The sequence below is a fragment of the Mucilaginibacter sp. RCC_168 genome (assembly GCF_041355315.1).
Lineage (GTDB): Bacteria > Bacteroidota > Bacteroidia > Sphingobacteriales > Sphingobacteriaceae > Mucilaginibacter.
The window spans coordinates 124,596-143,678 of the sequence record NZ_JBFUPN010000003.1; the positions used below are offsets into that span (position 1 = coordinate 124,596).

Annotated in this window: 11 protein-coding genes; all 11 read left to right on the forward strand. The window is 42.3% G+C overall.

The annotated features are described in order from the left end of the window. The first annotated feature begins 102 nt into the window (after positions 1-102). Positions 103-3,507: a SusC/RagA family TonB-linked outer membrane protein gene (locus tag AB6735_RS03340; protein WP_370994412.1), complete on the forward strand. Its 3,405-nt coding sequence runs from the start codon at positions 103-105 to the stop codon at positions 3,505-3,507. Between the two features lie 11 nt (positions 3,508-3,518). Continuing rightward, positions 3,519-5,228: a RagB/SusD family nutrient uptake outer membrane protein gene (locus AB6735_RS03345; protein ID WP_370994413.1), complete on the forward strand. Its 1,710-nt coding sequence runs from the start codon at positions 3,519-3,521 to the stop codon at positions 5,226-5,228. A gap of 56 nt (positions 5,229-5,284) precedes the next feature. After that, on the forward strand, positions 5,285-6,568 hold the full coding sequence (locus tag AB6735_RS03350; RefSeq protein WP_370994414.1) for a sorbosone dehydrogenase family protein: 1,284 nt from the start codon (positions 5,285-5,287) through the stop codon (positions 6,566-6,568). A gap of 98 nt (positions 6,569-6,666) precedes the next feature. After that, complete coding sequence (locus tag AB6735_RS03355; RefSeq protein ID WP_370994415.1) at positions 6,667-7,014, forward strand: cytochrome c; 348 nt, start codon at positions 6,667-6,669, stop codon at positions 7,012-7,014. A gap of 34 nt (positions 7,015-7,048) precedes the next feature. Next, positions 7,049-8,266, forward strand: a complete 1,218-nt coding sequence (locus tag AB6735_RS03360; RefSeq protein WP_370994416.1) for a glycoside hydrolase family 105 protein — start codon at positions 7,049-7,051, stop codon at positions 8,264-8,266. A 2-nt stretch (positions 8,267-8,268) separates the two neighbouring features. Further along, positions 8,269-9,876 carry a glycoside hydrolase family 28 protein gene (locus AB6735_RS03365; protein WP_370994417.1) on the forward strand — a complete coding sequence of 536 codons (1,608 nt, stop codon included), beginning with the start codon at positions 8,269-8,271 and terminating at the stop codon, positions 9,874-9,876. A 20-nt stretch (positions 9,877-9,896) separates the two neighbouring features. Next, entirely contained in the window at positions 9,897-11,954 is a 2,058-nt protein-coding gene (locus AB6735_RS03370; protein WP_370994418.1) for a hypothetical protein, read from the forward strand. A gap of 17 nt (positions 11,955-11,971) precedes the next feature. After that, positions 11,972-12,817, forward strand: a complete 846-nt coding sequence (locus AB6735_RS03375; RefSeq protein ID WP_370994419.1) for an SMP-30/gluconolactonase/LRE family protein — start codon at positions 11,972-11,974, stop codon at positions 12,815-12,817. Position 12,818: 1 nt separating this feature from the next. Then, on the forward strand, positions 12,819-15,398 hold the full coding sequence (locus AB6735_RS03380; RefSeq protein WP_370994420.1) for a glycoside hydrolase N-terminal domain-containing protein: 2,580 nt from the start codon (positions 12,819-12,821) through the stop codon (positions 15,396-15,398). A 4-nt stretch (positions 15,399-15,402) separates the two neighbouring features. Beyond that, positions 15,403-17,553: a TIM-barrel domain-containing protein gene (locus AB6735_RS03385; protein ID WP_370994421.1), complete on the forward strand. Its 2,151-nt coding sequence runs from the start codon at positions 15,403-15,405 to the stop codon at positions 17,551-17,553. A 332-nt stretch (positions 17,554-17,885) separates the two neighbouring features. Next, a complete protein-coding gene (locus tag AB6735_RS03390) occupies positions 17,886-18,929 on the forward strand; it encodes a LacI family DNA-binding transcriptional regulator (protein WP_370994422.1) in 1,044 nt (347 codons plus the stop codon). Positions 18,930-19,083 lie beyond the last annotated feature (154 nt).

Here is a 19,083-nt window from a genome sequence, read left to right on the forward strand (position 1 = left end):
GCTGGTAATATCGGCCAGAGTAGAAATGATGAGTTATTGGCAGGTTCCAAGCTAATCCAATAATTCATTAATAGTTTTTTTTACCAAAAAAACCTCGTAAAGATGATAAAAAAACATACTAAATTACTTACTTTTTTTAAGAAGGTATCAGTGATGATCATTACCGCATCATTGGTATTTAGCCAACTTTTACACGCGAATGGTACGGCTGATCAGATAACTGATCAGCCCGTTAAAATTTCGTTTGGCAACGAGCCATTACAAAGCGCTCTGGATAAACTCGAAAAACAATCTAACGTTAAATTCTCTTATAATCCGGCCGATTTAAAAGGGTATAATGTAACATCGCATAAATTTCAAAACGAACCACTTGGCAAAGTTTTAAATTATCTGTTTGCCAAAACCCATTTATCCTTTAAAGAAATAAACTCGGGTATTATTATTTATGACAGATCTGAATCATCAAAGGCCAGCCTTCAGGTAGATAAACCAGAGGTTCGGAATGTTAATAATACTTCTGCTGATGAAATTACAGTCACCGGGAAAGTGTCAGATTCAAATGGCCCATTACCTGGTGTTTCTGTGGGGGTAGAAGGCACTTCAAAAGGTGTTATTAGCAATGCTGCCGGTAATTATACGCTTAAAGTGTCATCAGATGCTGTGCTGACATTCTCGTCCATAGGTTATAAAAAGCAACGGATACCTGTCAATAATCAAACGGTTATTAATGTAATAATGGTGTCGGATTTGAAATCACTAAACGATGTAATTGTGGTTGGCTATGGTGTACAAAAAAAATCGGATGTAACCGGTTCAATTGTATCTGTTAATGAACAGGCGCTTCGTGATATTCCGGCCTCCAATATTGGTCAGGCGTTACAGGGACAAGCCGCCGGCGTTGACATACAGAAAAGTGGTGGTAATAGCCATCCAGGGGCAACGCCCTCTATTTTGATAAGAGGTACCCGTTCTATAAATGCCTCCAACTCTCCGTTGATAGTGGTTGACGGTATCCCTTTTAACGGGAGTCTTAATGATATAAACCCAGACGATATAGTTTCTTTAGAAGTATTAAAAGATGCATCATCAACAGCCATTTATGGCTCAAGGGGTGCTAATGGGGTGTTATTGGTTTCAACACGTCGCGGAAAGAAAGGTGGTACTACCGTCAGCTATAGCGGTTATGCAGGCTTTAACAAACCGATGGGAAATTATAACATCATGAACGGATCTCAATTTGAAGACTTGAAAAAGTGGGGCCTGATTAATGGAAATCCCGGTAAGTATACTGGTATTGATGACCCTGCTTTTTTAACAGATGGATCATTCGCTCCACAGGAAGTTGCATCGATCAAGAGCGGGCGTAGTACTGATTGGCAAAAACTGATCTATAAAACAGGTTTCGTAACCGATCATCAATTAGGGGTTTCGGGCGGAAACGATTTAACACAGTATGCTGTATCAGGCGGATATTATAATGAAACTGGTATCTATTTCGGTCAATCATTTGTCCGCTATTCATTAAAACTAAGTGTTGATCAGCAATTAGGTAAAAATGTTAAGATCGGCTTAAGCGCTTTAAATACACTAAGCTATACCAATGGCGAAAATGCCAATCCGCTTGGGCAGGCATTGAGAGCAAGTCCGCTTTCAACACCTTATGATGATATTACAGGGAAACTGGTAGGATTTACTGCTGGTAGCGCTAATCAGGTCTGGAATCCATTAGCCAATTTTGTGCCTGGCGCTGTGGTGGAAACCCGTAAAAGGTTCGGTACTTTTACCACCGCCTATGCCGAAGTAAACCTGGCCTCAGGCTTAAAATACCGCTTTAATGGAGGCGCTGAAATTCGACCTGATATATACGGGAATTATTATGCCGGCGCTACTACCAATAACCTTGGTGGGGCATCTACAGCGAATAATCAAAGTACTTACAGTTACAACTATACGCTTGAAAATATTTTAACTTATGATAAGACATTTGCGCAGAAACATCATGTGAATTTTACTGGCTTATACAGCTTACAGGAAAACCAGTCGCAATCAAATTCATTTAGTTATAACAATATCCTGTCTGATGGGGTACAATATTTTAATCCACAATATGGATCAAATTTAAATGGATCTGGATCATATTCCAAGTGGGATATCATATCCTATATGGCAAGGGTAAATTATGGTTACGCCAATAAATATCTGCTTACTTTAACCATGCGATCAGATGGATCATCGCGCCTGGCTCCTGGTAACAAATACCATGTTTTTCCTTCAGCGGCAGCCGCATGGAATATTACCCAGGAACCGATATTGAAAGATTCAAAGGTGTTAACAAATCTTAAACTAAGAGCAAGCTATGGTACAGTAGGCAATACCGCTATTAATCCGTATCAAACATTGGGAGCCTTATCATCAGTAAATTATAATTTTGGCTCAACCAATTTAACCGGTGCCTACCCAACCAGTGTACCCAATCCAAACCTTACATGGGAATATACTTCTACTTTAAACCTGGGACTTGATTTTGGTTTCCTTGACGGACGGATCACGGGTGCGGTTGATGCCTATCATCAATATACCCGATCATTACTGCTGCCATTATCATTACCACCAACCTCGGGCATACCCAACAGCATTTTAACCAATGTTGGGCAAACGCAAAATAAGGGACTCGAAATAAGTTTAAGCTCCGTTAACATTGCCGGTAATGGCAGAAACACCTTTAGCTGGACAACCAGTTTTAACATCACCTTTAACCGGGGTAAAGTTACCAAACTGGCAAGCGGTGTTACTCAGGATATTACCAATGGCTTGTTTGTTGGGCAGCCCATCAATGCCATATTTGATTATAAAAAGGTCGGTATTTGGCAAAACACTAAGGCCGATACTGCTTTGGCTAAAAGCTTGGGTTTAACCACTACAGGCACCGGTTCTGTTATTGGTACCATCAGGGTTGAGGACGTGAATAAAGATGGCAAGATCAATGCCAGCGACAGGATTATATTAGGATCGGATCAACCGAAATATACCGGCGGTTTTACCAACCGTATCGCTTACAAAGGTTTTGATTTTACTATAGTTGGTGTTTACCGGGTTGGGGGAACTATAACTTCAAAATTATTCCAAAGTGGTAGTTTTATCAATACATTCCAGGGTAATTATAATAACATCAACGAAGATTACTGGACACCAACCAATCATCAGAATTATTATCCAAAACCAAACTCAGCATCAACCAATACGCCGTATTCGTCGCTGTTGAGCTATTTTGACGGTACATTTTTAAAAATCCGCAGCCTTACATTAGGGTATTATATGCCCGAGACAATTACCAAACGGATTAAGGCCAAGTCGTTAAGAATCTATGCAACGGCGCAAAACCCATTCATACTTTTTTCACCGTACCGGAACGAGTTTCACGGCCTTGATCCTGAAACTGCAGGATCCTTAAACGTTGATACGCCACCAACCAAGTCATTTACATTCGGTATTAACATGACACTTTAAATTAAAATAAGATGAAAAGGATATCTATATATTTATACACCTGTTTGTTTTTAGGTCTTTTAACTACAGCTTGTAAAAAAACACTGGTAGAAGACCCTAAATCAACACTTACTCCTGCCTTTTTTACCACAACACAGGGCTTCCAGGCTGGTCTTACCGCTGCCTATGCCGGTTTTAGGACTATTTTCGGTCCAGACAGTTATTTTGAAATGGTTGTACCCGGCACCGATGAGTTTATCGCAGGTAACGATGGTAACAACGGTCTGGTAAAATACAACAGTAATTTTAATACATCCGATGGTATTGTTGCCGGTATATGGAAAAATTGTTATACCTATATTAATACTTGTAACGGGCTAATCGGTAATGCACCGTCAGGCCTTGATGCGGCTACTACAGCAAGCATGATTGGTGAGGCAAAATTTCTGCGGGCCAACTATTATTTTATATTAGTACAATCCTGGGGCGATGTAACCTTAAATAAAACATTTCAGGCCACGCCAACAACCTCGGCCACAAAGACACCAATGGCTGATGTGTACGCTTTTATTATCCAGGATCTTAAAGATGCTATTGCCGTTCTTCCTGCCAGCCCATTAACCAGTGGTGTACTTCCGGGTAAAGCTACAAAAGCCGCGGCTATGCACGCATTGGCAAAAGTGTATCTGGCAAGAGCAGGTTCAGCGGCCAAACAGGCAGATGATTATACAAATGCGTACACTATAGCGCTTGACCTGATCAATAATGTTGCTCCTGCAGGTGGCTTAAAGTTGCAACAGGATTTTGCAAGTGTATATGCTGAAGGCAATGAGGCAAACAGCGAGGTATTATGGACGGTGCAGCATACCCCAACATTGGCTTATAATGGGTCGCCTACTCAAAATAATAGTGGTCCTGATAATTTATTATGCCACTTATTTGCTCCAAAATATGAAGTGCAGCCAGGTATGCAGCGCAGCACACTTTATGGGCGCCCTTATATACGCGTAGTACCTACTCATTGGCTTACCGATACGGTGTTTAAAGAAAGGTTAAATGATAAACGCTATAACAAAACGTTTCAAACAACCTGGTTATGCAATAATGCTGCTTCGGTGCCCAATTGGCCAAACCCATTGCCGGCTAGTGCTCCGGCTGGTGCTCAGCCAGGCGCACCTAAGTTTACTGTAGGTGATACCGCTATATGGATGCCAGGTTACGAAATGACTGCTGCCCAGATTGCCAAATATCGTTACCAGGTTATTCCTCCAAGCAAATATAGTATCGCGTTATCTCCGGCCATGTTCAAGTATTTTGATACTAAACGGCCAGATCAAAACTCACCATCAAGCAGGCCCATCATTATATATCGTTTGGCAGAAACCTATTTGATCGCAGCAGAGGCTTTGGTGATGGATGGCCGGGCGACTGATGCTGTACAATATGTAAACGCGGTACGTGAAAGAGCTGCTTATCCATCGGCTAACCCGTCAGTAATGGATGTTACCGCCGATAAGCTGACACTGGATTTTATCCTGGATGAGCGTTCGCGGGAATTATGTGGCGAAATGATGCGCTGGACGGATTTAGTACGTACCGGCAAACTTTTAGAACGGGTGAAGCTGCATAATACCGATGGTAAAAATAATATCAAGCCATTCCAGGTGTTGCGTCCTATTCCGCAGGCACAGATCGATGCAACAATAACCGGTACGCCTTATCCTCAAAATCCTGGCTGGTAAACCAGGATTTTGAGGATGTAAATTGTAAATAAAACCTATGAATAATAGATAATAGTATGAAGAGTAAACTGTCCAGATCAATAATGACACTTACAGCGCTTGCTGTAAGTATAACGCTGTATGCCCTGAAACCTGTCGGTGATGTGGTACCCGATGCCGATAACGCTGGGTTAAAGCTGCCCGATGGATTTGGTGCTTTAAAAGTAGCCGAAACAGGTGCTAAAGCACGGCATCTGGTAGTTACACCACAAGGAGATATCTACGTAAAGCTTGCGAGGCCCAACAAAGAAGGGAAAGGTATTTTAGTATTGCATGAAGCTTCAAATGGTAAAGCCGAACTTAAATCGAGCTTTGGTAGTTATGGGGGTACAGAGGTGTCTCTGAAAAACGGATATCTGTTTGCATCGTCAAATACGGAAGTATTCAGATATAAGGTGAACGATAAAAATGAAGTGATCAATCCAGATCAGCCTGAGAAAATTGTTACCGGTTTAAAAGCTGGGCGTCAACATGAAACAAAGTCATTCGCATTGGATAACGATGGTAATATTTATGTGAACATAGGCGCCTGGTTTAACGCATGTCAGGAAAAAGATCGGGGTTTGCATTCACCTGGTATACCCGGTTGCCCTATTCTTGATTCCATGGGCGGGGTATGGCAATTCAAAACCGATAAGCTAAATCAAACCTATGGCGATGGTGTACGATATGCAACCGGGTTGCGAAATATGGTGGGTATGGATTGGAATCAGCAGGATAACCAACTTTTTGTAATGCAGCATGGACGCGATAATCTGAACAGTTCATGGCCTGAATTATATACCACTAAGCAATCGGCAGAGTTACCGGCAGAATGTCTATACGCCCTTAAAAAAGGCGATAATGCGGGCTGGCCATTTATGTATTACGATCAGATACAGCATAAAAAAATACAAGCCCCGGAATATGGTGGTGATGGAAAAAAAGAAGCTGACGCTAAGTATATAGATCCGGCGATGGCTTATCCTGGTCACATGGCACCCAACGGTTTACTTTTTTATACCGGTAATCAATTCCCGGCAAAGTATAAAAATGGGGCTTTTATAGCTTTCCATGGTTCATGGAATCGTGCGCCAGAACCGCAAGCTGGTTACTTTGTAGTTTTTCAACCATTTAAAAATGGTAAGCCCGAGGGTAATTGGGAAATATTTGCTGATGGCTTTTCAGGCTCACCCGAAAAAACGGCAGCTGGTCGTGCAGATCACCGTCCATGTGGCCTGGCTCAGGGTTTAGATGGTTCGCTGTATGTTACCGATGATTCCAAAGGAACTATTTATCGCATTATTTACACAAAAAAATAATAGCCAGAATGAAAAAATATATCATGGTCATCGGCTGTCTTTTTTGTTGTGTCCCGTTACTCGCCCAGGTTAAAACAAAGGCTAAATCCCGGCATGTCATGGGTTTAGCTTTAGTAAGCGGCAAAAGTATATATGAAAAGTATTGTTTAACCTGTCATCAGGCTGATGGCGGCGGCGTACCGAACATGAATCCACCCTTGATCAAAACATCCTATGTACTGGGCAATAAAATCCGCCTGATCAAAGTGGTACTTAACGGGTTTTTGGAAAATGTCGATATCGATGGCGAATCGTACTCCAATGTGATGCCTTCACATGATTTTTTGAAAGATCAGGAGATTGCCGCTGTGTTAACCTACGTTAGGAAAAACTTTACCAATAAAGCGGGGCCTGTTACCGCGGCACAAGTAAAAGCCGTACGGGCAACTAACAAAAAGAAAGCATAATTAAAATAGATACTAACCAAAAAAACAGTAAAATATGAAACCATTTTTATACCTATTGCTGACCCTTTGCTCAACTACCGTATTTGGGCAACCGAGTAATACTGAAGAGATAATCAGAAAGGTTGCGGATAATGTGATCCAGAATACCTCTTTTAAATTTATCAATACCAACACTAAAGAAAAATACGATTCAACCAAAGGTCTGGCTTTATCCCCAGATGTTAAGGTCGACAGTAAATACAATAGATGGATGTACGTAAATGGCGTATTAACCATCGGTATGATGCAAATGGCAGATGTGCTGGGCGACAAAAAGTATTCAGATTATTCGCAGCGGAACTTCGCCTTCATTTTTGATAACCTTAATTATTTTGAGGCTTTACGGAAAGCTAAAACACCAAAAGTGGAGTACGGATCAGTATTCAATATTACTAATTTGGATGCATGTGGCGCTATGTCGGCAGGCTTGTTTGATGTGGACGCCCTGGCCAACCGGAAAGATTATAAAGCTTATTTAAGCAGATCGGCCGATTATATTCTCAATAAGCAAATGCGCCTGCCCGATGGTACGCTATCCCGCCCAAACCCGCGTAATATGACACTTTGGGCCGACGATATGTTTATGAGTATCCCTTTCCTGGCACGTATGGGTAAACAGACCGGTGATAGTAAATATTTCGATGATGCCGTAAAACAGGTAGAGAATTTTAACAAATACCTATATGATCCTAATACAGGTCTGTTTTTTCATAATTATTACTCCGACGACCAGACAAATGGTGTTGGCCATTGGGGACGCAGCAATGGCTGGATAGCCATGGCTACTGTAGAGTTATTAAATAACCTGCCGGCTAATTATCCTAAGCGTGCAGAAATAATTAAATTGTTATTAAGACAAATAGTGGGGTATGCCCGTTACCAGGATCAGACAGGCCTATGGCACCAATTATTGGATAAACCAGACTCTTATTTGGAAACTTCTGTTACAGCTATGTATATCTATGCCGTTGCCCGAGCAGTGAACCAGGGTTGGATTAATGAAAAATACATATCCATAGCCCAGGAAGGCTGGAAAGGTTTGCTAACCAGGATTACAGCCGACGGCCAGCTGCAAGATGTATGTATCGGTACCAATATGGATACAGCAATCAAATTTTACTATACCCGACCGACCGAACTGAATGATACTCATGGTCTGGGTGCGTTATTATTAGCCGGAACGGAAATGCTAAAGGTGGAAAGGAAAAAATAACCATGTACAGATCATTAAGATTCTTGTTGGTTATTATTTTTATTACATCGTTTAATTTAAGCCTGTTTGCTGCGGATGTAAATATTAGTACTTATGGTGCGGTGGGCAATGGTGCCACATTAAATACTGACGCGATTCAAAAAGCGATAGAGGCTTGTTATAAAAGCGGCGGCGGTAAAGTGATCATTCCTCCGGGAATATTCCTCACCGGAACTATAGCACTGAATGATAATATCACACTGGAGCTAAAAAAAGGAGCGGTTTTGTTAGGTAGTACCGATGTTAACGATTATAAAAATCTCGATCCTTTTGTAGATGGCCTGGGTATTAGTGTAGGTTGGGCCCTGGTTATAGCTGTCGATAAAAAGAGTGTGGGTATTGAGGGTGAAGGTATTATTGACGGCCAGGGCTCAAAGCTAAAGGCGCATCAAATATTAACCGATACCCGCCCGGAATCACAGCGATGGGGGCGTCGCCCGTTTTTGTTACGGATGGTACGGTGTCAAAACGTTTCGGTGACAGGCGTCACGTTGAATTACTCTGCCGCCTGGACATCTCATTACTTTCAATGCCAACAAGTGAATATAAAGAATGTAAAGATCGTAAGCAGGGGAGTGGCGCATAATGACGGTATGGATATAGACGGCTGTCAGCGTGTAACTATTAAAGATTGCGATGTGGTAAGCGGCGATGATGCGCTGTGTTTTAAAACAACATCAAGCAAAATGGCCTGTAAAGATATCGTGATCTCCGGCTTGCGGCTAAAAAGCGGTCAGGGTGCTATCAAGATTGGTACAGAATCTATGGCTCCGTTTGAAAACATCACCATTTCTCAGTGTTATATTTATGATACCACCAATGGCGGTATTAAGCTGCTTTCTGTTGATGGCGCACGTATTCGTAATGTCAATATCAGCGATATTACTATGGTAGAAGTAAAAACGCCCATCCTCATTCGTTTAGGTGCAAGACTCAGTGTGTTCCGTAAAGATCAGGACACACAGCAACCCATAGGTACCTTAGAAAATGTAACCATCAGAAATGTAAAGGCTAAAGCGGCTGACAATGCACAACTGATGCCACCATCGGGTATTTTATTAACGGGAATCCCCGGACATCCAATTAAAGATCTGACACTCGAAAATATTGAGATCAATCTTGCGGGTGGCGGAACAAATGAAAATGCCCGACAGGTGGTACCCGAGGCCATTGATAAATATCCGGAGGTGAAAACGTTTGGCCCTTTGGTACCGGCTTATGGTGTTTGGGCCAGGCATGTTGACGGCCTGAAGCTAAAAAATGTAAAACTTACCTTAAGCTCAAATGATCTTCGGCCAGCCTTTATTTGTGAGGATGGTAAAAGTATTGAATTGAATAACTGGATGATTCCTGTAACCACAGATGCGGAAGCTATTATTAGATTGGAGAATGTGGCCGGTGCCTCCATTACAAATAATACCATCCTTGGCTCTGCCCATGCATTTGTACGTGTGGAGGGTAATGCAAGTGGAGATATTCATGTTTTGAAAAATAAACTTCCGGGAATATCAAAAAAGGTAGAACTATCAACTAATGTAAGGACTGGTACGGTGATTTCAGACAAATATTAATAAACATTAGTGTATCTAACATGAAAGTGAATACATACAAAATACTATTATGTTGCCTGAGCTTGCTGTTCCCCGGCTTACTTTATGCCCAGCAGACTGTTTTGTCTGCTCAAACAGACCGCTGGGCCATTCAGCCGGATGGCAGTATTAAATGGACTGTCAATGGCAGGCTACCGCATACTGATCATATAGAAATGTCGGGCGAAAAAGTGTCTGTTTGGGTGTTGTACGGCATTGATAGTGCGGGCCGGTCGTTCATTTCACGCACAGTGGTTTTTCCTACATTCAGGATGCTGCCCGATGGTACCCGAACTCATATCGACTATACTTTTCAGGACAACGAGTTGCCCCGTTTTTTGATCAACAATCGCCAGTTAAAAACCGACCTGGCCAGTGGCAAAAAATCCGGAGACCTGACCTATAATATCAAAAGTATCAGCCACAAAGGCATTATGCGGATAGCTGCCACTTCTGGTAACCCGGCGCTGGTAAAAATAGACCGGAGTATTTTTCCTTCTGTGGATAAACCGATGGTGATTGAAAAATTTGTATTCACCAATATAACCGATAAGCCGGTTAATATTACCATGGAATACCTGCGACGCGAAGAAAGAACCGACAGTGCAAAGAGTAAGGTGAGCCCTCACACGGTGATCATGGGCACGGTTGATCATGGCAACAGAACAGTACAACCGGGCGCCAATACCACATTCTCAGTTTATTACCTGGCAACAGATTTTCCAACTCAGCCAATTAAGATTGATGCGGACGCTGAGGAGCGGGCCCGCGAAAAACGGATAAATACCATTTTAACCCCACTGCAACTACAAACGCCGGATACTTTGCTGAATACAGCATTTGCATTTGCCAAGATCCGCGGAACCGAAAGTATTTACAAAACCAAGGTTGGTTATTTGCATAGCCCTGGTGGCTTAGCTTATTACGCGGCAATATGGGCTAATGATCAGGCGGAATACATTAGTCCGTTCTTTGCGTTTTCGGGTGATAGCGTTGGCAACCTATCAGCCATGAACTGCTACCGCTTGTTTGCTAAATATATGAACCCAGAGTATAAGCCCATTCCAAGCTCTATAGTTGCCGAAGGCGACGCGGTGTGGAAGGGAGCCGGCGACCGCGGTGACCAGGCTATGATCGCTTACGGCGCTTCACGCTATGCGTTGGCTTGCGGACAACCTGATTCTGCCAAAAAACTGTGGCCGTTGATTACCTGGTGCCTTGAATATAGTCGCCGCAAATTAAACGATCAGGGCGTAGTTAACTCAGATCATGATGAACTGGAAGGGCGATTCCCGGCTGGTAAGGCCAATCTGTCAACCAATAGTTTATATTATGATGCGCTGATATCAGCTAATTATCTCGGCAGGCAGCTACATCAGCCTAAAACACAAACCGACGGATACCTGAAACAAGCGGCTGAGCTTAAAAGCAATATCGAAGAATACTTCGGCGCAACCATTGAAGGGTTTGATACATATAAATACTATGAAACCAATGATGTGCTACGTGCCTGGATCTGTTTACCGCTTACTATGGGAATTTTTGATCGTAGCGAAGGAACTATTAATGCTCTGTTCTCGCCCAAATTATGGACTGCCGATGGTTTGGCCACACAAGCCGGTAAAGAAACATTCTGGGATCGCTCTACTTTGTACGCGCTTCGTGGTGTATTGCAGGCCGGTAAAACCGAAAAGGCCATGGATTATCTGCGTTATTACTCGCGTAGACGGCTCCTGGGCGAGCATGTGCCTTACCCGGTAGAAGCTTACCCGGAAGGGAATCAGAGGCACCTATCGGCTGAGAGTGGGCTCTATTGCCGCATTTATACCGAAGGCTTGTTTGGCATGCGGCCAACAGGTTTTAGTACTTTTAATTGTACGCCAAGATTGCCAATTGAATGGAATAAAATGGCAATAAATAATATACATTCTTTTGGCCATATATTCGATCTTACTATATCAAGACAAAGCAGGAATAAATTGCTGATCACAGTTACAGAAGGTAATAAAACAATAAAATACAAAATAAATGATGGTGGTACACAGGCTGTACAACTATAACTAACCAATAAAAAGTAATGAGTTCAGTTTTAAAATATATAATGATGATAACGTTGACAATCATCACCGCTCACCATGCTTTTGCACAAACCCATCAGTTAGAAAAACTTTGGGAAACCGATACCGTAGTGAGAGTTCCGGAATCGGTTTTACCCGATTTTAAAAAGGGCATTCTTTATGTATCTGAGATCGATGGAAACCCCAATGCGGTTGATGGCAAGGGCGGAGTGGCCAAAATTGGTTTGGATGGCAAGGTTATCAACCTGGATTTTACCACAGGTTTAAACGCGCCTAAAGGCTTAGGGCGATTTGGCAATGAGTTATATGTGGCTGATCTGTCAGAAGTGGTAGTTATTGATATCAATACCGGTAAGGTAAAAAACAAGATAGCTATTGACAGCGCCAAAGCCCTTAACGACATTACAGTAGATGATAAAGGGATAGTTTATGTATCCGACAGCAAAACCAAAAAAATACACCGCATTGAAAAAGGAAAAGTAAGCACCTTTTTAACAAACATAGGAGGGGTAAATGGTCTTAAAGCTATAGGACCCGAGCTTTATATCCTTGGTGGACAAAAATTTATGAAATCGGACAGTAAGGGTGATTTAACACCCATTACTACACTCAGTTGTGGCGGCGACGGACTTGAGCCCGTTGGCAATGGCGATTTTTTGATCACCTGCTGGTCGGGGCATATATTTTATGTAACTGCCGATGGTAAGATTGAAACTTTGCTGGACATCCAGGAAAAAAAAGTAAATACTGCCGATCTTGCCTATGACCCCCTGAAACACATCTTATATGTTCCTACTTTCTGGGGCAAAAAAGTGATGGCTTACAAACTAATAACTACCAAATAATATGGGTGGCACTAAAATTTATTCCCTTAAAAATGTATTGGTTTTGGCATGTTTGGCAAGTGCAGGTTTCGCATCTGCGCAAACACATAGCGATGATGCTAATTTAAAATTGTGGTACACTAAGCCCGCCGCTGCCTGGGAAGAGGCTTTGCCATTGGGTAACGCTACTACCGGGGCTATGGTATTTGGTGGGGTTAACCACGAACGCTATCAACTGAATGATCATAATTTATGGTCGGGTTATCCCCAATCGGGTAATAACCCGCAAGGGCCGGAATATTTACCGCAGGTGCGGAAGGCTGTATTTGATGGCGACTTCGACAAGGCGGCCGACCTCTGGAAAAAACATTTACAGGGCCCATACACCGCCCGTTATTTACCATTGGGCGATCTGCTGTTGAATTTTGATGTTATAGACAGCACACATTACTACCGTGACCTGAGCTTAAACAATGCGGTTTCAACCGTAAAGTATGAATCGGGGGGAGTACACTATAAACGGGAAACGTTTATCAGTTACCCGGATAAAGTAATGATGATACGCATTACAGCCGACAAAAAAGGCGCTATCAGTTTTACAGCCGGCCTGCAAAGCAAGCTGCATTTTTCGGTAGCGAACGATGGTAATAGTAAACTCATATTAAAAGGGAAAGCCCCAAGCTATGTAGCCAACCGCGATTATGAACCACAACAGGTGATTTATGATGAACCAAAAGGGGAAGGAATGAATTTTCAGATCAACCTCAGAATAAAGAATATTGGTGGACAGATAAAATCTGCTAATAACCAATTACAGGTAAGTGGTGCAAATGAAGTTATACTTTATTTAGCTGAGGCCACTAGCTTTAATGGTTTTAATAAATCCCCAGGTCTGCAAGGCAAGGATCCGGCGATGGAAGCTAATGCTGGTTTGCTTGCCGCATCGCAAAAAACATATGAGCAGTTGAAACAACGGCACATAACCGATTATCAACGACTATTTAAACGGGTGAGTTTTAATCTGGGTGCTAACGCAGACATGATAATACAACCTACCGATCAAAGGCTCCGGAATTTTAGTGTAGCCAATCCTGATAAGCAGTTGCAAACCCTGTATTACCAGTTTGGGCGTTATTTGCTCATAGCCAGTTCCAGGCCCGGTAGTGCTCCGGCCAATTTGCAGGGTATTTGGAATGATCAGGTATTACCGCCATGGGGTAGTAATTATACCACCAACATCAATACCGAAATGAATTACTGGCTGGCCGAAAATACCAATCTTTCAGAATGCCATCAGCCTTTATTTGATTTTTTAAAAGAGCTTACCATAAACGGAGCTATCACTGCTAAAGAAAGTTATAACATTTCTGAAGGCTGGGTTGAGCATCACAACAGCGATATATGGGCCAAAACCTCTACTGTGGGTGGTTATGATCATGACCCCAAAAGCTCGGTACGGTGGTCGGCCTGGCCAATGGGGGGAACCTGGATGAGTTTGCATTTGTATGATCATTACATGTTTACCGGTGATAAAGCTTTTTTAAGTAAAACCGCGTATCCCATTATGAAAGGCGCCGCGCAGTTTATGCTGCACTGGCTCGTGACTGACCCTAAAACGGGCTACCTGGTAACCAATCCATCCACATCGCCAGAGAATACCATCAAAATTAATGGTAAGGAATACCTGGTAAGCATGGCCTCCACCATGGATATGTCTATTATTCGTGAGCTGTTTCAAAACTGTATCAGCAGTGCACAGGTCTTAGGTACGGATAGGGTTTTTGCAGAACAGGTAAAAGCTGCTTATGATAAACTTTATCCTTTCCACATTGGTAAATACGGACAGTTGCAGGAATGGTTCCAGGACTGGGATGATCCGGCAGATACCCATCGGCATATATCGCACCTGTTTAGCCTGTTCCCCGGCAGGCAGATCTCCGTATTTAATACACCGCAATTAGCTGCCGCTGCCAAGCAATCCATGATATATAGGGGTGATGTGAGCACTGGCTGGTCTATGGCCTGGAAAGTGAACTGGTGGTCGCGTATGCACGATGGTAATCACGCCTACAAAATATTAGGTGCAGCCTTTAACTACATGGATCCGCTGCAAAAGAAAGAACAGATGAGCGGAGGTGGAACTTATCCCAATTTGTTCGACGCACACCCACCTTTCCAGATCGATGGGAATTTTGGCGGAACCGCCGGTATGACCGAAATGCTGCTGCAAAGCCAAAACGGTGAAATTGAATTGTTACCCGCCTTGCCTGATGCCTGGGCCGATGGCAGCATCAAAGGCATTAAGGCCCGTGGCAATTTTGAGGTGGCTATCAGCTGGAAAAAAGGGAAGTTAACCAAAGCTTTGATCAAATCAAACCTGGGCGGTAATTGTCGGTTGCGTACGCCAATACCTGTAAAGGTGATCGAAGTAAATAGTAAAGCCGCTGTTGGCGGTAATAAAAATATATTGAATACCCCACCTACTATACCTCCACATCAAAAAGTTGACGATGCCAAGTTGGTTGATATCAGCTTTAATAAAGGTTATGTAATTGATTTTGCCACCGAAAAGGGCAAAACCTACACCATTATACCGCAATAATAAAATGAAGATTTTGAAGTATTTTTTATTAGTTTGCTTATGCTTAAGTTCTGCAGAACTCATCAGGGCACAATCCATAACCTGGACAGAAGTTGAGCCTGGGATATGGAAAGGCATAATAGGCAAGCCCGAAGAGTATGATCTGCTTAAAGTGGCTGGTGTGCAGCCATATCATGCTGGTTTACAGCAAATGCCCAAAACTTCCTTCCCGCTGGCACAGGATGAAATTACCGGTCGGGTACAGGACGGCAAAACCTATCTTCGTTTTCCGCTGGAGAAAAAAGAGCAGATATTTGGTTTGGGTTTAAACTTTCAAACGGTATTTCAGCGGGGTAAAGTACTAACCTTACATGTAGATAATTATGCGGGTAAGGATAATGGCCGTACACATGCGCCTACGCCCTTCTATGTTTCATCAAATGGGTATGGGGTGTTTATCAACTCGGCCAGGTATATCAATGTGTATGCTGGTACGGCTGTAAGACGTGATAGTAAAATCGCTCCAGAAGTAAAGGATAGGAACCTGGATAAAACATGGAGCTCACATCCATACTCAGACGGTGTGGAAATGCTGGTACCCGCGGCAGGAGTGGAGATATATGTATTTGCAGGCCCTACAACTTTAGATGCTATACGACGCTATAATTTATTGAACGGCGGCGGTTGCCTGCCACCGCGTTGGGGACTGGGCTTTACCCAGCGTATGCAGCGTTTAACTGATGCGCAGGGCGTTGCTGCAGAAGCCCGGGCTTTTGAGGAAAAGGGTTATCCGCTTGATTTTATTGGTTTGGAACCAGGCTGGCAAAGCAAATCATACCCCTGTACTTTTGAATGGGACAAAACCCGCTTCCCTGATCCCAAATCGTTGGTGCGGGATATGCTGAAAAAGAATATCCGGCTCAACTTATGGACAAACCCCTATGTATCGCCAGAGGCCCCTCTGTATAAAAGCATTTTACCTTATAGTGGCTCACATACTGTTTGGAACGGAATTGTACCAGATATCAGTATGCCCGAAGCTCGGCAGATCTTTTTTGGCGAACTGGAAAAAGGCAAGATAGATATCGGCATTAGCGGCTATAAAATGGACGAGGTTGATGGAGGCGATAATTACTTATGGCCAGATGTCGCAGTTTTCCCATCAGGTCATGATGCCGAGCAAATGCGGCAGACCTATGGCCTCATGATGCAGCGTTACACCAGCGAAATTTATCACCAGCGTAACCAGCGCACATTTGGATTGGTACGCGCCTCAAATGGCGGAGGTTCGTCATTTCCCTATGTGATCTACAATGATTATTATGATCATCGAGATTTTATAACTGCTTTAGTAAATAGCGGTTTTGCCGGCGTATTATGGACTCCTGAGGTACGCTCATCCAAAACCGGCGAAGAGTGGTTGCGCAGGTTCCAGTCCAATGTTTTTTCACCTATGGCCATGATCAATGCCTGGGCCAGCGGCACCAAACCATGGTCGTTCCCTGAAGTGGCCGAACAGGTAAAATCAATGGCTAATCTGCGTATGCAGATGATTCCCTACTGGTACAGCGAATTTGCAAAATATCATTTTGAAGGAATACCGCCTTTCAGGGCTATGTATCTGGAAGATGGGTTTACCAATACTGAGGCTAAAGGGGAAAATAAGAAATTAAATCTGGAAGAAAATCCATACGAAGAAGCGGTTACCAAAGAAGTAAAGGATCAATACATGGCCGGCGAATATTTATTAGTGGCCCCCATGTTTGCCGGGCAAACCAGTCGCAAAGTAATATTGCCGAGAGGTAGGTGGTATGATTTTTATACCGGAAAGTATGCAGGCAATGGAGAAGTGATCAGTGTAACGCCAGGGCTTGATAAAATACCGGTGTTTGTAAAGGATGGCGGGGTGATACCTATGATGCCTCCAATGCTGCATGCACCTAAAGCGGGGCAGAAAGTTGATATTGAAGTAAGATATTATGGCGATAAACCTGGTACTTACGCTCTTTATGATGATGACGGTGAAACTTATGATTATGAGAAAGGTAATTATAGTTTCCGAAAAATTAGGGTAATCAAATTAAATGGAAAACTTAAAGGCTCAATTTCTCCGACGCCTAAGGGCAAACCTGATAACGTAGGTAAGGTAATATTTAAAATGATGACAGAATTCTAAACAGACATTCATCTACCTGTAGTTTAACCAAACTCTATCATGTTAAAGCTATCAGAGAACTCCGATGGCTTTAACATGCAAATGTACAAAACCAGGGGATATGTAACCGTAATTTATATTTGAGAAATTCTTTATATACTAAGAAATTTTCCGCCGAAGATTATCAATGAAAGTTTACTTTCTGGATGCAAACATAGATTGCCTTATGATTAAGGTATAGCTCTTTCCGAAGATCTCCCGTTGGAATTTGGTGATCCATCACGATTATTCATAGAAAAATTTAATTTTCTCTAAAATCTTTTTTTTAAATAAAAAAATTATATTTGTATTAAATGAATACGTATTCATTTAATAACGGTATAAACGTGAATAAGAAAAATTACACTTCGCAGGATGTTGCAGAATTAGCTGGCGTTTCACAGTCTACTGTTTCGAGGGTTTTTGCCGGTAATACCAATGTGTCGGAAAAAAAACGAAAGAAAATATTGGATGCTGCCGAAAAATTAGAATATCAGCCGAACGCGCATGCAAGGAGCCTGATCACCCGTAAAACGATGATGATAGGCATTGTGATGCGCAATATCCGTAATCCTTTTTATTCAGCTGTTTTAGAGATATTCCATAATCGTTTATCGGCGCTGGGTTATCATTTGATATTTATCAATTCAGAGAACGAAGAAATACAGGAAAAAGAGATCACCCAGTTGCTGGAGTATAATGTAGAGGGGGTTATTATTACAGATGCGCTGTTATCTTCATCAGCTTCGCAAAAATTTAACCGGAATGGTATCGTTGTAATTCTTTTTAACCGCTATACCGAACAACTGGAAAGCAGTGCGGTATTTTGTGATAACTATCTTGCAGCTAAACAAATAGCAGCATATTTGGTGGAGATGGGACATAAGTCATTTGCATTTATTTCGGGACCATCTGATACCTCAACCACTATCGACAGATTAAAGGGCTTTAAAGAGGTGCTGAATGAAAGAAATATAACCGATCTGATGATAGAGCCTGGTAATTATACCTACGAAAGCGGCTTTAAAGCTGCGCAGGAGTTAATGACCAAGAATAAAAATATTGACTGCATTTTTTGTGGTAACGACATTATAGCACTGGGTGTAATGGATGCCATCAGGGTTATAGGCTTAAAAATACCTGAAGATGTATCCGTAATAGGTTTTGATAATATCCGGATGTCTGAGTGGCCATCTTATTCACTAACCACCTGGGAGCAGCCGTTGGAAGAAATGGTTGACAGCACAGTGGAATTAATGCTGAAAGAGATAAGCGATAAAGATTCGGTACCTCAGGTAGTCATGATGAAAGGGCACCTGGTGATCCGAACATCTGTAAAGGCAAAAAAAATGGCATAGTCATTTTTTTTGTCTTTTATTTTTTTGAATACGTATTCAAAAAAATAACGATAATAATAACCCATGGTATTTAACACTTTTTAACACGATAAACCACATTTATAAACCATAAAAAACCATTAAAATGAGAGAATTTGACGAAAACCCACCCTAA

Excerpts from the sequence above, each read along its gene's own strand:
- AB6735_RS03350 (WP_370994414.1), top strand. The coding sequence starts at position 5,285 with ATGAAGAGTAAACTGTCCAGATCAATAATGACACTTACAGCGCTTGCT.
- AB6735_RS03390 (WP_370994422.1), top strand. The coding sequence starts at position 17,886 with ATGAATACGTATTCATTTAATAACGGTATAAACGTGAATAAGAAAAAT.
- AB6735_RS03365 (WP_370994417.1), top strand. The coding sequence starts at position 8,269 with ATGTACAGATCATTAAGATTCTTGTTGGTTATTATTTTTATTACATCG.
- AB6735_RS03355 (WP_370994415.1), top strand. The coding sequence starts at position 6,667 with ATGGGTTTAGCTTTAGTAAGCGGCAAAAGTATATATGAAAAGTATTGT.
- AB6735_RS03340 (WP_370994412.1), top strand. The coding sequence starts at position 103 with ATGATAAAAAAACATACTAAATTACTTACTTTTTTTAAGAAGGTATCA.
- AB6735_RS03380 (WP_370994420.1), top strand. The coding sequence starts at position 12,819 with ATGGGTGGCACTAAAATTTATTCCCTTAAAAATGTATTGGTTTTGGCA.
- AB6735_RS03345 (WP_370994413.1), top strand. The coding sequence starts at position 3,519 with ATGAAAAGGATATCTATATATTTATACACCTGTTTGTTTTTAGGTCTT.
- AB6735_RS03360 (WP_370994416.1), top strand. The coding sequence starts at position 7,049 with ATGAAACCATTTTTATACCTATTGCTGACCCTTTGCTCAACTACCGTA.
- AB6735_RS03370 (WP_370994418.1), top strand. The coding sequence starts at position 9,897 with ATGAAAGTGAATACATACAAAATACTATTATGTTGCCTGAGCTTGCTG.
- AB6735_RS03385 (WP_370994421.1), top strand. The coding sequence starts at position 15,403 with ATGAAGATTTTGAAGTATTTTTTATTAGTTTGCTTATGCTTAAGTTCT.
- AB6735_RS03375 (WP_370994419.1), top strand. The coding sequence starts at position 11,972 with ATGAGTTCAGTTTTAAAATATATAATGATGATAACGTTGACAATCATC.